Below are 14,626 nucleotides of genomic sequence, written 5' to 3'. Positions count from 1 at the left end.
GGGGGAGAGTATGGAAGCGGCTAGAGTAATTGAACATCAGCCTAAGATACCTAATAAAGGATCGAATAAAATGAACCCATCACTACCTGCCATTCTCTCTGTTTTGATTTGGGGATTAGGACAAGTAGTAAATAAACAATATTTAAAAGCTTTGTTCTTTTTTACGGTTCAAATGTTAGTTTTAGCCATTGAAGTTTTAACAGGTCATTACAATAATCTTTCAGAAGGATATTATTTAAGAGAAAATGGTGGATTTTTTATTAAAGGTTTTTGGGGATTAGTGACGTTAGGTACACAGCCCCGTACGATGGGGATTACTGGATTAACTGAAGGGGATCACTCAATTGTACTATTAATAAATGGAATAATTGCACTCATTTTTATTTCTATTCTTCTAGGAATCTATTATTGGAATATTAAAGATGCTTATAAAGTAAGAAAGATGTTTAATGAAGCAAAAATTCTTCAAACTTCAAAAGAATATCTTAGGGATTTATGGGATGGAATGTTTGAATTTATTGTTTTAATTCCATCGATCATTATGCTAACATTTATCTCTTTAATGCCAATTATCTTTGGAATATTAATTGCCTTTACAGATTATAATAAATTCCACTTGCCGCCTACTAAACTAGTAAACTGGGTTGGATTAGAGAACTTTATCAACTTATTTAGCTTACCAATTTGGACTCATACATTCACAGGGGTATTTACATGGACGTTTGTTTGGGCAATCCTTTCTACTGCTACATGTTTCTTTGGTGGTTTATTCATGGCAGTAGTTATAAATAGTAGTCTTGTAAAAGGTAAGAAATTCTGGCGTACAATCTTTATTTTACCTTGGGCGATTCCAAGCATGATTTCTCTTCTTGTATTCAAAACTTTGTTTAATGGACAATTCGGACCAATCTCACAATTTTTAGTAAATATCGGTTTGACAGATGAACGAATTAATTGGTTTACAGATTCTAACCATCCTAATTTAGCTCGACTCACAATTATTGTTATTAACTTATGGCTAGGATTTCCATACTTTATGGCTTTAATGACAGGGGTAATGACTAGCTTAGATAAAGAAATATATGAAGCTGCTAAAATAGATGGGGCATCAAAATCTCAGGAATTCTGGAAAATTACTTTCCCCTTAATAATAGCAGCAACAGCACCATTGTTAATTATGTCATTTGCAATGAATTTTAATAACTTCAATGTCATCTATTTCTTAACTGAAGGTGGACCAACAAATCCGAATTATCAATTTGCAGGATCTACTGATATTCTTATCACATGGATTTACAAATTGACCCTTGATAATCGTATGTATAATATGGCTTCTGTCATGTCTATTCTAATATTTTTAGTTATTGGATCAATTTCTGCGTGGAACTTTACTCGTACAAAGCAATTTAAAGAGGAGGAGTAAAATGTCTACTTATACACAATTAAATAGAAAAAGATTAAACTTTGGAAGAGGAGTATTAACGACTTTAATTTATTTATTATTAACTTTAATTGCTCTAATTGTTTTGTTTCCAATTATTTGGATATTGGGATCGTCGTTTGGCGAATCAACTGGACTCGCCAATGCAACACCTATTCCAAAAAATCCAACAATTATCCATTACCAAGAATTATTTGAGAAGACGAAATTTTCTCTATGGTATTGGAATACATTAAAAATTGCTTTAATAAATATGGTTCTTTCAATCTTTTTATCTACATCAGCTGCATATGTCTTTTCTCGTTTTAAATTTAAAGGAAAAAAATTTGGTATGATCGCAATGCTAGTTCTTCAAATGTTCCCTTCGTTTATGGGGATGATTGCTATTTATATCTTATTCTTAAACTTTGGTCTATTAGATAATCATTTAGGACTAGTATTAGTTTATGCAGCTGGACAAATTCCTTTTAATACGTGGTTAATAAAGGGGTATTTAGGAGCTGTTCCGAAGTCACTTGATGAATCAGCGATGATTGATGGGGCAACGAAAACACAAGTGTTCTTTAAAATAATTCTACCATTATCAAAACCAATATTAACTTTTGTTGCGTTAACCCAATTTATGGTCCCTTGGATGGATTTTATTCTGCCACGTTTATTAATTAGCTCAAATGAAAAGAAAACACTTGCCATTGGCTTGTTTGATTTAATTAAAGGACAGACAAACCAGAATTTTACAATGTTCGCAGCTGGTGCAGTGTTAGTAGCAGTACCGATCACTATTCTATATGTAGTACTTCAAAAATATGTCATCCAAGGTGTCACTGCTGGAGCGAATAAAGGTTAATCATTTTTTACTTAATAATAATACAAAAAGAGTGGGGGCTTGCATCTCACTCTTTTTTTCAAAAGAGGGTTGAAGATGATAAAAACAAGAAATATTCTTGTAGCTTTATGTTTCATTTCTTATCTTGTTGGTTGTTCAAATCAAACGGCATCAAAACCTATAGTCCCAATTGAAGAGAAGAAAATTAAGAATTTTAAAATCAGTAATACATTTACTGAAAATATTCGTACTTGTTATTCAATTTTTCCTATCTCATTTTCGGATTCTAATAATGATGGATATGGGGACCTAAAAGGAATCGAACAAAAATTAGATTATTTAAAGGATCTAGGAGTTCAATGTATTTATCTTAATCCGATACACCCTTCTCCTTCATATCATAAATACGATGTATTAGATTATTACGCAATTGATCCAAAATTTGGTACAATGCAGGATTTTGATGAATTACTAAAATCAGCTAAAGATAAAAATATAAAAATCATTATGGATATGGTTTTTAATCATACATCTATTCAACATCCATGGTTTAAAAAGGCTATAAAAGATGAGGCGAAATATAAGGATTACTATATTTTTAATGATGGTAAAGACAAAGCATTTCCTTTAAAAGGGCCATGGTATCGCGCTGGAAAGCAATATTATCATGCTTATTTTTGGGAAGGAATGCCTGACTTAAATTTAGATAATGAGAATGTAAGAAATGAAATAGATAAAATTTCAAATTATTGGCTAGATAAAGGTGTTGATGGTTTTCGTTTAGATGCCGCAGCAATGGGATTTGAATCAAGTGAATACAAACGCGGTACAAATGTCTTAGGTAAAAATATTAATTTTTGGAAGGAATATACCTCTAATGTAAAAAGGGGAAACCCAGATGCATTTGTTATCGCAGAATTATGGAAGCCAGTATATGATCAAAAAAGATATTATGAATCTTATGATTCGATGTTTAATTTTGAAGGGGCTGATCAAATAATTCATGCTGTAAAGACTGGAACCGCGTTTGACTTTTATTCGTTCTTTTCAAAAGAAATCGAAGGGAAAAAATTAAAGGATGGACAGCGTTTCATCGACTCAATTTTTATTAGTAATCATGATCAAAATCGTGTTGCTAGTCAATTAAATGGTAATATTGATCAAACTAAGTTAGCAGCTAGTATTTTACTTACAATGCCTGGATTAGCATATATTTACTATGGTGAAGAATTAGGTATGTTGGGTCAAAAGCCAGACGAACAAATCCGCGAACCATTTAAATGGAATTATAACTTAACAGATGGTACAACAAAGTGGGAACCAATTCGTTTAAATAAAGATTTAAAGTCACAAGAAGAGCAAAGTAAAGATCCTAATTCAATGTTTAATCATTACAAAAAACTAATCTCAATTAGAAATAATAATGAAGCATTTGATATTTTTAGTAATTTTATAGATGGACCATATAATATAGGTTCTAGCCTTTCGTATATAAGAGAAAGTGCAAATCAAAAAATTCTAGTTATTCATAATATCGAAGCTGAACCAATTAAGCTCGACTTAAAAGAGACGGTAAAGCGTAATTTATTCATGAATAACGCTTCCATTCATCATTCAAAAGTGATCATAAATGGGTATGGAACAATTATACTTGAGATTCAAAAATAAGGTTGTTCGACTTTTTTGACTATGTAAATGGTATCATTAGTGTATCCTTACTTAATGAAAAATCTGAAAATTTTTTTAATGATAGATCGAGCTAGAAATGAGGTTATTAGGATGGGGATTACAATAAATGAGGTAGCAAAAGCAGCCGGAGTTGCACCTTCTACAGTTTCACGAGTAATTTCAGATAGTCCACTTATTAGTGATCGTACAAAAAGAAAAGTAAAAAGAATTATGGAAGAGTTAGGTTATCACCCAAATATTAACGCAAGAAACTTAGCAAATAAATCCTCTCAAACATTAGGTATTGTCATGCCTAGTTCAGCAAGTAAGGCATTTCAAAATCCTTTTTTTCCTGAAGTAATTAGGGGAATTAGTTCAACAGCTCATATTAAAGATTATTCACTTCTAATTTCAACAGGTGAAACGGAAGAGCAAATTCTTGAAGCAGTTAAAAAAATGGTAATGGGTAAACGGGTAGATGGTATTATTTTACTTTACTCACGTGAAAATGATCCAATTATTAAGTATTTATTAAACCAAGAATTTCCGTTTGTACTTGTAGGAAAACCGTATCAACATGTTGAAAGAATTACTTATATTAATAATGACAACTATGGTGCCGCTAGGGAAGTAACAAATACGTTTATTCGAAAAGGTCATACGAAAATTGCTTTTGTTGGTGGAAGTAGAAATTTTCTTGTTACTCAAGATCGATTAAACGGATATTGTGACGCAATGAAATTAGCGGACTTACCCCTTTCCGATGAATACATTTTCCATGATGATTTCTTATTCGAAAGCGGAAAAATATCGATTGATCATCTAATGTCTCTAAAAAATCCACCAACAGCAATTGTAGCAGCAGACGATATTATTGCATTAGGAATATTAAGTTCACTTGCAGAACAAGGTATACAAGTACCTGAAAAGATTTCAATTATAAGCTTTAATAACTTAATTTTAACAAAACTTGCCACTCCAAGTCTTTCATCAGTAGACGTTAACATTTTTCAATTAGGCAATGAAGCTACTAAACTAGTAATTGAAAAAATCCAATCAAATGATTCACTTTCAAAAAGTGTCGTTGTGCCATATCGAATTATCGAAAGGCAATCTAGTATGAGTTCAAAATATTCATTTCAAGACGAAACTTGAAAACTAGATACTATAACATTGGAAAATGAATTCTGTTTTTCACTCAAAGAAAACATCAAATGAATGAGAGTGCTTTTTCGGATTTTATCGATGAATTTTCAAGAGTAGAAAAAGGACTATTTGATAGTCCTTTTTTTACATTCAATAATTTTAACGAAAGCGCATTACAAAAACAGGTATACATTTATGTTCGTTTAGTAGAATGAACATATTAAATCAGAGTTTTTTTATTATTTAAGTGTTTTTTTATTAATTCAACAACATCTAAAAGATAATTACTTTCGTGTGAAACAAACTGATTTTTATTTACAGTTTTTTGAATTGGAATTTTTTCATCATTTTCAGTAATTTGAAATCCATCTACGTCAACTGTATCTCTTAAACCATGTGTGAATTGATAAAATTGATTAAAATCTGCTTTCACTATACCTGAGACTTCATCTTTTTGTAGGTTGAAATCAGTAAATGGTTTATTGCTTTTTAGTAAAAAAACATGACTCAATTCATGATCATTTATCGTTTCTAAAATGATCGAATTTTTAATGGTGCCAAGAGGGATTATATCTTCCATTTTTACTTCAATTCCAAGTTCTTCTTTTACTTCTCTTAATCCATCTTCAACTGTTTCAGTAGATAATAAATGACCAGCAGCAGTAATATCAAATAAATTCGGATAATCCTTTTTTTGATGACTTCGAATTTGAAAATAGATTGAAGTTTGGTTTTCTACTATACTAAGTAACCAGCAATGAAATGTTTCGTGCCAAAATCCCTTTTTATGTACTTCACTTCGAGATGCTTCTCCTAAATGATTACCAAATTCATCAAAAATTTTAAGTAATTCTTCTTTCATTTAACCAACCACCTTGTATTTGAACTATGAACCATGTACTTCATTATAAAGATAAATTTTGTAGGATTGAAATATATTTTTGATAGATCATCTTAAAATTCGCCCTAAACAAAATTAGATGGATAAAAAAACGGCGGTATCCTCCTATGGCCGCCGTATCCTATAAATGTCAAAACCAACTTCATTGATATTTTATGATATTAAGAGTTTTTAGTTTGTCTATTTACATGTCTCCCTTTAGATAATACAAATACAGCCACTGCTATAAAGAGCATACCCATAAAAGCGGGTGCGGCATGACCGAGTGATACATAGATTTGACCTCCAATGATAGGCCCAATTATTCTTGCAAAAGCCTGAATAGATTGGCTACCTCCTTGAATTCTGCCTTGTTCACTAGGATCAACAGTCTTGGAGACCATCCCATTGAATGAAGGCCCGAAGATTGAATCACCAAACCCAAATATAAACATTCCAACGATGAGTAGAGGATAGAAAGAGAACAAAGCCGATGCAGCAATAAGGCTGTAGCCTATAATTTCTGAAACCATTCCAAGAGTTGCTATTTGAGCATCACTAAGTTTAATTAATAGCTTTGGCATGATGAATCCTTGTGAAATGATGTCTTGGACGCCCATAATTGAGAACATTAGCCCAATTAGTGCAGGCTTCCAATTGAATGTATCAATGGTAAATTGTGAAAAAACTGCCTGTAATGATCCGTTAGGTATCCAAAGTAGGAGGGCTGGGATAAGTAGCCATTTTAAGTTTTTTATGGAAAGTACGTTTAAAAGCTGTGTAAATGGATTTAGTCTTACAAGGGTAATCTTTTTCAGTCTATTTTTCAACTCAAGGCTCTCGGGCATATAGAAGATTCCAAAAACTAAATTTAATAAGGTTATGATTGCTCCAAAAAAAATGGGTACTGAATAACCAAACTTGGCAAGTAATCCACCTAGAGTAGGTCCAATGGCGGCGCCTATACCTGCAACCGCACTTACCCACCCAAAGTATTTAGTTCGTTGGTCGCTAGAAGTAATGTCTGCAAAATATGCGAAGATTGTGCTTATGCTCCCGCCTGTTATCCCTTCTATTATACGTCCAGCAAATAGTACCCATAGAGCACCTCCTATGCCAAAAATTAAGTAGCCGATAGCAGAACCTAAAAGGGATAGTAAAAGGATTGGACGACGGCCATATCTATCGCTTAATGCACCAAGTCCGGGTGCTGCAAAAAAAACGCAGACTGCATAAACAGAGGTCAACATCGTAACAAATATAACTTGATCTCCTTGATTGTTTATATACGGTTGAACTAAATAAGGTATGACGGGTGTAATGATACTGAATCCTATTCCACATAGAAACACAGACATAAGACCAAATAGTAAAGCTTTTTTATTACCGGTTTGTTCTATGTGCTGTTCCTTATGTGAGCTAAATTTGAACAATAAAATTCTCCTCTCAAAACAGTTTTTTTGCTTCCTTGGAAACATATTTATCGTAAAATTATATTGTTTCCTTGTCAACAAAAAAATGCAACCTGCTCTATTGGAGAGTTAGGCTGCATGAGGAATCATCATCATTATTCAAATTTATTCCGGCTTACGATCGATAACGATACCTTGTTTCTTTATTTCTTCATCTAGATGCCTACAATAATTGTCCACGAAGATAAGCATACTGTTGAACTGTTCTTCGGTTATTTGTTCAAATACAACTTTATCCCGCTCTCGGAACTCTTCATGAAGTTCCTCATGGATTTTGTCAATTACTTTCCCTTGCTCAGTAAGCCTAAAATAGACTTCTTTCTTGTTATCAGGCTTTTGGTAGTTTTCGATCAGGCCCTTATTTATAAGTTTTTTCGTTATTTTTGTTATGGCACCTCTTGTCATATATAAGGCTTCTGCAAGTTTTGTCACGTTAGAATCTACATTTCTTCCAATATACTCGATACAATGTACCTCAGAAGATTGATATCCCTTAAGAGCTTCTTCCATCTTAAACTTATTAAGCCATACCATCTTGTTAAATACGTCCCTGAAACCTATTATAAGCTGTTCTTCTTTGTTCATGATCAATCTTCCCATCCGTTGGTTTATTTACAATATTATATAAAATATTGTTTCTAATTCAACAATTTTAAAATCTTATTTGTTGCGAATAATCAGTTGTCGAGTTAACTATTTTCTGAAAAGTTTACATTCATCCATAATTAGGTTAATTTAGTATTATATATTTGTAAAAGTTTGTCCCTGTAGAGTAATGTTATGATTTGTGGACACTTTCACAAATGACTTTAAATTAAAATTATTAGGTGAATTGAAATGAGAATAGCTTTTTTTGACTCGGGAATTGGTGGGTTAACTGTCTTAAATGAGGCACTGAAAAAATTACCAAATGAAGATTTTTTATATTTTGCTGATACTCTTCACGTTCCTTATGGTACAAAGTCGAAGGAAGAAGTAAGTACATTTGTAAAAAAATCTGTTGAAATGATTATTAAAGAAGATGTAAAGGCACTTGTAATTGCATGTAATACAGCAACTAGTATTGCAGTAAATGAATTGAGAGAAATGTATGATTTTCCGATTATCGGTATGGAACCGGCTGTAAAACCAGCAGTTGAAATGAACAGAACAACTGGGAAGAGAGTATTAGTTTTTGCGACGCCACTTACGTTAAAGCAAACTAAATATAATGAGCTTATATCTAGAGTGGACGACCTTAGTATTGTAGACTCATTGCCTTTACCAGAGCTTGTCCATTATTGTGAAGAATTAAATTTTGATGAAGATTTAATGATTGATTATTTTAAAAGTAAACTTTCATTATTTAATATTGAGCAGTATGGAACAATTGTATTGGGTTGTACTCATTATCCATTTTATAAAAACATATTAAAAAAGATTTTACCTGAAGACATTCAAATTGTTGATGGAAGTAATGGTACTGTAAAAAGATTAATCCAACTACTTGGAGAAAATGGCCAACTAAATGAAACTGGTCAAACTAATGTCAAATTTATGTGTTCGAATAATGACGTAGAATATATTGAAAAGACACAAAAGGGGTTAAAATTTTTAAAAAATGAAAGATAAGCTTTAGTTAGCTTATCTTTTTTTTGTATTATTGTTTTATTAAATACAGGACTAATGATGTTTACTAAAGAATATTTGTTAATGTCTATCTTTTTCTAATTGGAGAGGAGTAATTGTGGATAAATGGTAAAAATAAAAGATGTATTAATGTATTTCGGTGTCATTACGATGCTATTTTTTGCTGCTTATTTTATGATTAAATATATAAGAGAAGATGAGATTTTCTCGAATTTAATTTTTGGATTTTGCGTAGGACTAGTACTTTTTTTAGGATCATTATTAATTAGTAAAAATGAAAAAGTTGAAATAAAAAAGTAAATATTTTTAAATTTTGTTAGATCATAAAAGTAATAAGTGTATTAAAAAGAGGAACATAATAAAAATAATATACTTATAAATTGATTCTACCGCATTTTTTTCTATGAAAATTAATGCTACCAATGTATAAATACAAATCAAACCGAAGAACATATTTTCCGAGAGCTGTAGAGAAAATTGCATTATAGTGAGTGCTATTACTACGAACAAATGGATATCATCATTTTTATATTTCATGATATAGACTCCAAATATAATTTTTTATTAACTATATTTAAAGCATAATAGAAATATAACAAAGTAATTTGGAGTATTAAAACGTAAATTAAGTAAAAATGGTGCCTTTTTATAGGCACCATTTTTTTATTTCTTCAATTTTAAAACAAGCTCTTCATCAGGTGTTACATAAACCGTATTGTTTTGTTCGTATATGACAAAACCAGGTTTTGAGCCATTTGGTTTTTTAACGTGGCGAATTTCAGTGTAATCAACTGGGACCGAGCTTGATTGACGTGCTTTACTAAAATATGCAGCGATAATAGCGGCTTCTTTAATAGCCGTTTCACTAGGATCTTTAGCACGAATGACAACGTGGGAGCCTGGGATATCTTTTGTATGAAACCAAAGCTCGTCCCTACTTGCAAGTTTATTCGTTAAATAATCATTTTGTTTATTATTTTTACCGACTAATAATTGTTCACCAGTTGTAGAGGTGTATTCATCTAGTGTAACTTTTTGTTTATTTGACTTTTGGGCTTTTTTCGACTTTTTCTTTCTTATATAACCTGTCTCCACAAGTTCTTCTCTAATTTCTTCTAAATCACGTGGAGAGGCAGATTCGATTTGCTGGATTACAGTCTCTAAATAGTTATTTTCTTCTGACGTTAATTTAATTTGTTCTTCAATATGTGCTACTGAATTTTTAAGCTTTGTATATTTGGTGAAATAAGCTTGTGCATTTTCAGAAGGTGTTTTTAATGGCGATAAAGGAATGACCATAGTGGCACCATTTTCGTCATAGTAATTAATTACTTCAATTTCCTTCATACCTTTTTGAAGTGCAAACATATTTGCAGTAAGCAATTCGCCTTGTAACTGAATTTTATCTGCTTTATCAGTATCCTCAAGACTTTTGTGTAATTTTTTAATTTTTTTCTTGTTTTTTGCAAGTTCATTTTGTAACAGTTTTTCTAAATCTCCGCTTTGTTGTTTCACACGGTCGCGTTCAGCTTTACCGAAGTAATAAACATCTAAAAGCTCACTTAAGCTAGAGAAAACAGTTTGTTCGGCTTGTAAGTGAGTTAAATTTATGAAATAAAACAATTCTCTCGATTCTAAGCGGAAAAGTGAAGGAGTAAACTTTTTTAATTGTATTTTATTCATAATTGTTTTAAACGAATTATATACATTTTCTTTTCCATTATAGATAATTTCATTTGCTAGTAATGGAGAGATTCCCGAGAAACGTTGAACAATTGCTTCCGATGGTGATTCATCTCTTTGAGTAATAAATCGATTAAATTCCTCTTTGGAAATGTCCTGAAATGGATCATGTTTTTCTTGATTAGGAGGAGAAATATAAGTAGCACCTGGTTGTACAATTCGATGACGATTAACAGCCATTGGTACATGTTTAATACTATCTAATATTACTTGTCTTTCTTCATCAATTAAAATGATATTACTATGTCTACCCATTAATTCAATGATTAATGTTCGGTATTGTTCATCGCCAATTTCATTTCTACTGCGAATTTTAATGTTAACGATTCGCTCGTGTTCTAATTGTGTAATACTTTCAACGATTCCACCATTTAAATGTTTTCTTAAAAGCATTGTAAACATTGATGGTTCTGATGGGGTATCGTAGTTTTGATTTGTAAAATGGAATCTTGCGTAGCTAGGGTGAGCACTTAGTATTAGTTTGTAATTGGCACCATTCGCTCTCACGGTAAGTAGTACTTCATAGTTACTTGGTTGTACAATTTTTGATATTCTTCCAGTTGTTAGTTTAGAAGCTATTTCGTTTGTCATGGCTCCTGTAAAAAGTCCGTCAAAAGACATATGTATCACGTCCTACTCTTTAAAACACTATTTTTATTTTTAAAATTATTATTAATATAGATGTAATTTACTATCTATTAATGAAGAATGTTGATTTTCACTGCAGAATGCTCGGTTTCCATTGGATGAGATTCTTCAGCCCCTTAATAGCGTTCGCTCTTGTGGTGTCATTAGCTTTCCACAAAAAATCCAATAGGAGTAGTGGAGCACACTTTAGTTCCTATCAACTACTCTTGCTTATTTCAAATTTGTTAATCAACCAAGAAATTTCTTAAGGGAATTCAATCATACAATAACTTGATTGGTCTTGTCACAGTTCTAGGTGGTTAAAAGCTAGAATTATTTTCATCATTATATCATTTATTTGGACGAGTCTGAATATGCTTTTATGAGAGGTAAGGGGGACAACTTACCTAATGTTTAATTAGGGGTGAACGAGAGTATGAATTTTTATCGGATGAGAGCGGAAGAGGTCGTGCAAGTAACGAATACAAATGTTTCCTCCGGTTTAACTGATGAGGAGGTAAAGCAAAGGCGAGCAACTTTTGGGGCAAATGAATTAAAGGAATCAGAGAAAACTTCCAAACTCGTTTTATTTTTAAATCAGTTTAATGATTTTATGGTATTTGTTCTATTAGGCGCAACGATTATATCAATCTTTTTAAAGGAAGTAGTAGATGCAGTTGCGATTATGGCAATTGTATTAATTAACGGGATTTTAGGATATTTTCAAGAAGCTAAAGCAGAGAAATCATTAGAAGCTTTGAAAGAATTGGCTGCTCCTCAAGTAAATGTTTTGCGTGATGGACAATTTGTTAAGCTACCTTCAAGAGACTTAGTTGTTGGAGATATTATTAAGTTTTCAAGTGGTGATCGGATTGGTGCTGATATTCGCATAATCGAAGCATCAAGTTTATACATAGAAGAATCAGCGCTAACAGGTGAATCTGTTCCCGTTCAAAAAAGATTTGAATCAATTCAGTCCGATGATATTGGTATTGGTGATCAAGATAATATGGGCTTTATGGGAACACTCGTTACGCGTGGAAATGGTAAAGGCGTTGTAGTTTCAACAGGAATGAAAACAGCAATGGGACAAATTGCGAATTTACTTCAAAATACAGAAACCATTGTTACACCTTTACAAAGACGATTAGAACAATTGGGTAAAATATTAATTGTTCTTGCATTATTTTTAACAGCTTTAGTTGTATTTATTGGAGTTTATCAAGGAAATGAATTATATCATATGTTTTTAGCGGGTGTGTCACTTGCAGTTGCTGCGATTCCAGAAGGGTTGCCGGCAATTGTAACGGTCGCTTTATCACTTGGAGTTCAACGGATGATTAAAAAGAAAGCGATCGTTCGAAAGCTTCAAGCAGTTGAAACATTAGGTTGTGCTTCAGTCATTTGTTCAGATAAAACAGGGACAATGACAGAAAATAAAATGACTGTTACAAATATTTGGTCGGGCGGATCTAGTTATGAAGTATCAGGAAATGGATATGCAATCGATGGAGAATTTACAAATAAAGAGCGAACGATTAATCCGACATTAAATAAACAATTATTTCAAACTCTTGTATTCGGATCAATTTGTAGTGATGCACGATTAGTTCAAAAGAAAAAAGAAATCATTCTAGACGGTGATCCTACTGAAGGTGCGATTGTTGTTGCAGGTTATAAAGCTGGGATCGACCTGGAATACGTAAATTCGAATTTTACTAGAATACATGAGATTCCTTTTGATAGTACACGGAAAATGATGTCGGTCGTTGTAAAAAATCGTTCAGGTGAACAATTTGTTATTACGAAGGGTGCACCAGACGTATTACTTTCAAAATGTAACACAATTTTATGGCATGAAAGAGAAGAACAATTAAATACGTTTAGACAAAACTCAGTGGAAAGTACAATTGAAGCCTATGCAAATAATGCTCTGCGTACGATTGCGATTGCTTTTAAACCATTAAATCCAAATTCGATCATTGATGAAAGGGATCTCGAAAACAATTTAACTTTTATTGGTTTACAAGGGATAATTGACCCGCCAAGAGCAGAAGTTGCACAAGCTGTTCAAGAATGTAAAGAAGCTGGTATTCGGACGGTTATGATTACTGGGGATCATAAATTAACAGCTTCTAGTATTGCTAGAAAACTAGGAATATTAAGAGATAACGGTAGAGTAGTAGAAGGAAAAGAATTAGATGCACTTTCTGTAGAGCAGATTCAGGAATTTGTTGAAGATGCTGCAGTGTTTGCCCGCGTTTCACCTGAACATAAATTAAAAATAGTTAAAGCACTTCAAGCGAATGGTCATATTGTCGCAATGACTGGGGATGGTGTAAATGATGCACCAGCAATTAAAGCAGCGGATATTGGAATTTCAATGGGGATTACGGGTACAGATGTAGCAAAAGAAGCTTCGTCCTTAGTTTTACTTGATGATAATTTTGCTACGATCAAATCTGCAATTAAAGAAGGGCGCAATATTTATAGTAATATTCGTAAATTTATACGTTATTTATTAGCTTCAAATGTTGGTGAAATTTTAGTTATGTTGTTTGCAATGTTATTAGCTTTACCATTACCTCTTGTTCCAGTCCAAATTCTATGGGTAAATTTAGTGACGGATGGTTTACCTGCAATGGCATTAGGTGTTGATTCAGCTGAAGATGATGTAATGAAAAGAAGTCCTCGCTCATTAACAGAAGGTATTTTTGCAAGAGGATTAGGATGGAAAATTATTTCAAGAGGGTTTTTAATTGGTTTCGTCACACTATTAGCATTCATTATTTCCTATAACCAGCATCCGAATCAACTAGAATACGCACAAACAGTAGCGTTCTCAACTTTAGTTTTAGCTCAATTAATTCATGTATTTGATTGTAGAAGTGAACGTTCCATTTTCCATCGAAATGTTTTTGGAAATTTATATTTAATTGGTGCTGTTATCGTTTCAATGCTATTAATGCTAGTTGTTATTTACTACCCACCATTACAACCTATTTTCAAAACGATTCCGATCGTGCCTAGAGATTGGTTCTTAATTGGAGGACTTTCATCAATCCCCACTTTTATGCTTGCAGGAGCATTATTTACAAAGAAAAAATAATTTACGAACAAAATGGATAACCAAATTAAAATATGTTATAATTCCTTAAGGTAGTAGAGGTATGCTCTATTACCTTTTCTCTTTT

The 14,626-nt window shown here is 32.3% G+C and carries 11 protein-coding genes; 7 read left to right on the top strand and 4 right to left on the bottom strand.

The genetic code is table 11. From position 1 onward, the window contains the following. The first annotated feature begins 10 nt into the window (after positions 1-10). From B6K90_RS11990 to B6K90_RS11975, 4 genes are all read left to right on the top strand, one after another. Positions 11-1,423 carry a carbohydrate ABC transporter permease gene (locus tag B6K90_RS11990; protein WP_235821789.1) on the top strand — a complete coding sequence of 471 codons (1,413 nt, stop codon included), beginning with the start codon at positions 11-13 and terminating at the stop codon, positions 1,421-1,423. A gap of 1 nt (position 1,424) precedes the next feature. Beyond that, entirely contained in the window at positions 1,425-2,288 is an 864-nt protein-coding gene (locus tag B6K90_RS11985; protein ID WP_088013004.1) for a sugar ABC transporter permease, read from the top strand. Between the two features lie 75 nt (positions 2,289-2,363). Then, a complete protein-coding gene (locus B6K90_RS11980; protein ID WP_088013003.1) occupies positions 2,364-3,935 on the top strand; it encodes an alpha-amylase family glycosyl hydrolase in 1,572 nt (523 codons plus the stop codon). A gap of 111 nt (positions 3,936-4,046) precedes the next feature. After that, entirely contained in the window at positions 4,047-5,090 is a 1,044-nt protein-coding gene (locus B6K90_RS11975; RefSeq protein ID WP_088013002.1) for a LacI family DNA-binding transcriptional regulator, read from the top strand. Positions 5,091-5,301: 211 nt separating this feature from the next. On the opposite strand, the gene B6K90_RS11970 is transcribed toward B6K90_RS11975, so the two are convergent. From B6K90_RS11970 to B6K90_RS11960, 3 genes are all read right to left on the bottom strand, one after another. Continuing rightward, positions 5,302-5,943, bottom strand: a complete 642-nt coding sequence (locus tag B6K90_RS11970) for an NUDIX hydrolase (RefSeq protein WP_088013001.1) — start codon at positions 5,941-5,943, stop codon at positions 5,302-5,304. A gap of 200 nt (positions 5,944-6,143) precedes the next feature. Continuing rightward, positions 6,144-7,394, bottom strand: coding sequence for an MFS transporter (locus B6K90_RS11965; protein WP_088013000.1), 1,251 nt, complete (start codon positions 7,392-7,394; stop codon positions 6,144-6,146). 144 nt (positions 7,395-7,538) lie between these two features. Beyond that, on the bottom strand, positions 7,539-8,018 hold the full coding sequence (locus tag B6K90_RS11960) for a MarR family transcriptional regulator (protein WP_088012999.1): 480 nt from the start codon (positions 8,016-8,018) through the stop codon (positions 7,539-7,541). A 252-nt stretch (positions 8,019-8,270) separates the two neighbouring features. Between B6K90_RS11960 and murI the strand changes: the two genes are divergently transcribed. Then, on the top strand, positions 8,271-9,044 hold the full coding sequence (gene murI / locus B6K90_RS11955; RefSeq protein WP_088012998.1) for a glutamate racemase: 774 nt from the start codon (positions 8,271-8,273) through the stop codon (positions 9,042-9,044). Positions 9,045-9,167: 123 nt separating this feature from the next. Then, on the top strand, positions 9,168-9,362 hold the full coding sequence (locus B6K90_RS11950; RefSeq protein WP_088012997.1) for a hypothetical protein: 195 nt from the start codon (positions 9,168-9,170) through the stop codon (positions 9,360-9,362). Between the two features lie 363 nt (positions 9,363-9,725). Here B6K90_RS11950 and B6K90_RS11940 read toward each other — a convergent pair whose 3' ends face one another. Further along, positions 9,726-11,426 (bottom strand): Rqc2 family fibronectin-binding protein, encoded by a 1,701-nt coding sequence (locus B6K90_RS11940; RefSeq protein ID WP_088012995.1) that lies wholly within the window; start codon positions 11,424-11,426, stop codon positions 9,726-9,728. A 442-nt stretch (positions 11,427-11,868) separates the two neighbouring features. Here B6K90_RS11940 and B6K90_RS11935 point away from each other — a divergent pair, with 442 nt between their 5' ends. After that, positions 11,869-14,541 (top strand): calcium-translocating P-type ATPase, SERCA-type, encoded by a 2,673-nt coding sequence (locus B6K90_RS11935; RefSeq protein ID WP_088012994.1) that lies wholly within the window; start codon positions 11,869-11,871, stop codon positions 14,539-14,541. Positions 14,542-14,626 lie beyond the last annotated feature (85 nt).

This window comes from Gottfriedia acidiceleris (genome assembly GCF_002128425.1).
Taxonomy (GTDB): Bacteria; Bacillota; Bacilli; order Bacillales; family Bacillaceae_G; genus Gottfriedia; species Gottfriedia acidiceleris.
Note: the sequence above shows the minus strand (reverse complement) of the source record. Positions and strands in the feature narration are given on the sequence as shown.

Excerpts from the sequence above, each read along its gene's own strand:
- B6K90_RS11990 (WP_235821789.1), top strand. The coding sequence starts at position 11 with ATGGAAGCGGCTAGAGTAATTGAACATCAGCCTAAGATACCTAATAAA.
- B6K90_RS11985 (WP_088013004.1), top strand. The coding sequence starts at position 1,425 with ATGTCTACTTATACACAATTAAATAGAAAAAGATTAAACTTTGGAAGA.
- B6K90_RS11980 (WP_088013003.1), top strand. The coding sequence starts at position 2,364 with ATGATAAAAACAAGAAATATTCTTGTAGCTTTATGTTTCATTTCTTAT.
- B6K90_RS11975 (WP_088013002.1), top strand. The coding sequence starts at position 4,047 with ATGGGGATTACAATAAATGAGGTAGCAAAAGCAGCCGGAGTTGCACCT.
- B6K90_RS11970 (WP_088013001.1), bottom strand. The coding sequence starts at position 5,943 with ATGAAAGAAGAATTACTTAAAATTTTTGATGAATTTGGTAATCATTTA.
- B6K90_RS11960 (WP_088012999.1), bottom strand. The coding sequence starts at position 8,018 with ATGAACAAAGAAGAACAGCTTATAATAGGTTTCAGGGACGTATTTAAC.
- murI (WP_088012998.1), top strand. The coding sequence starts at position 8,271 with ATGAGAATAGCTTTTTTTGACTCGGGAATTGGTGGGTTAACTGTCTTA.
- B6K90_RS11950 (WP_088012997.1), top strand. The coding sequence starts at position 9,168 with ATGGTAAAAATAAAAGATGTATTAATGTATTTCGGTGTCATTACGATG.
- B6K90_RS11940 (WP_088012995.1), bottom strand. The coding sequence starts at position 11,426 with ATGTCTTTTGACGGACTTTTTACAGGAGCCATGACAAACGAAATAGCT.
- B6K90_RS11935 (WP_088012994.1), top strand. The coding sequence starts at position 11,869 with ATGAATTTTTATCGGATGAGAGCGGAAGAGGTCGTGCAAGTAACGAAT.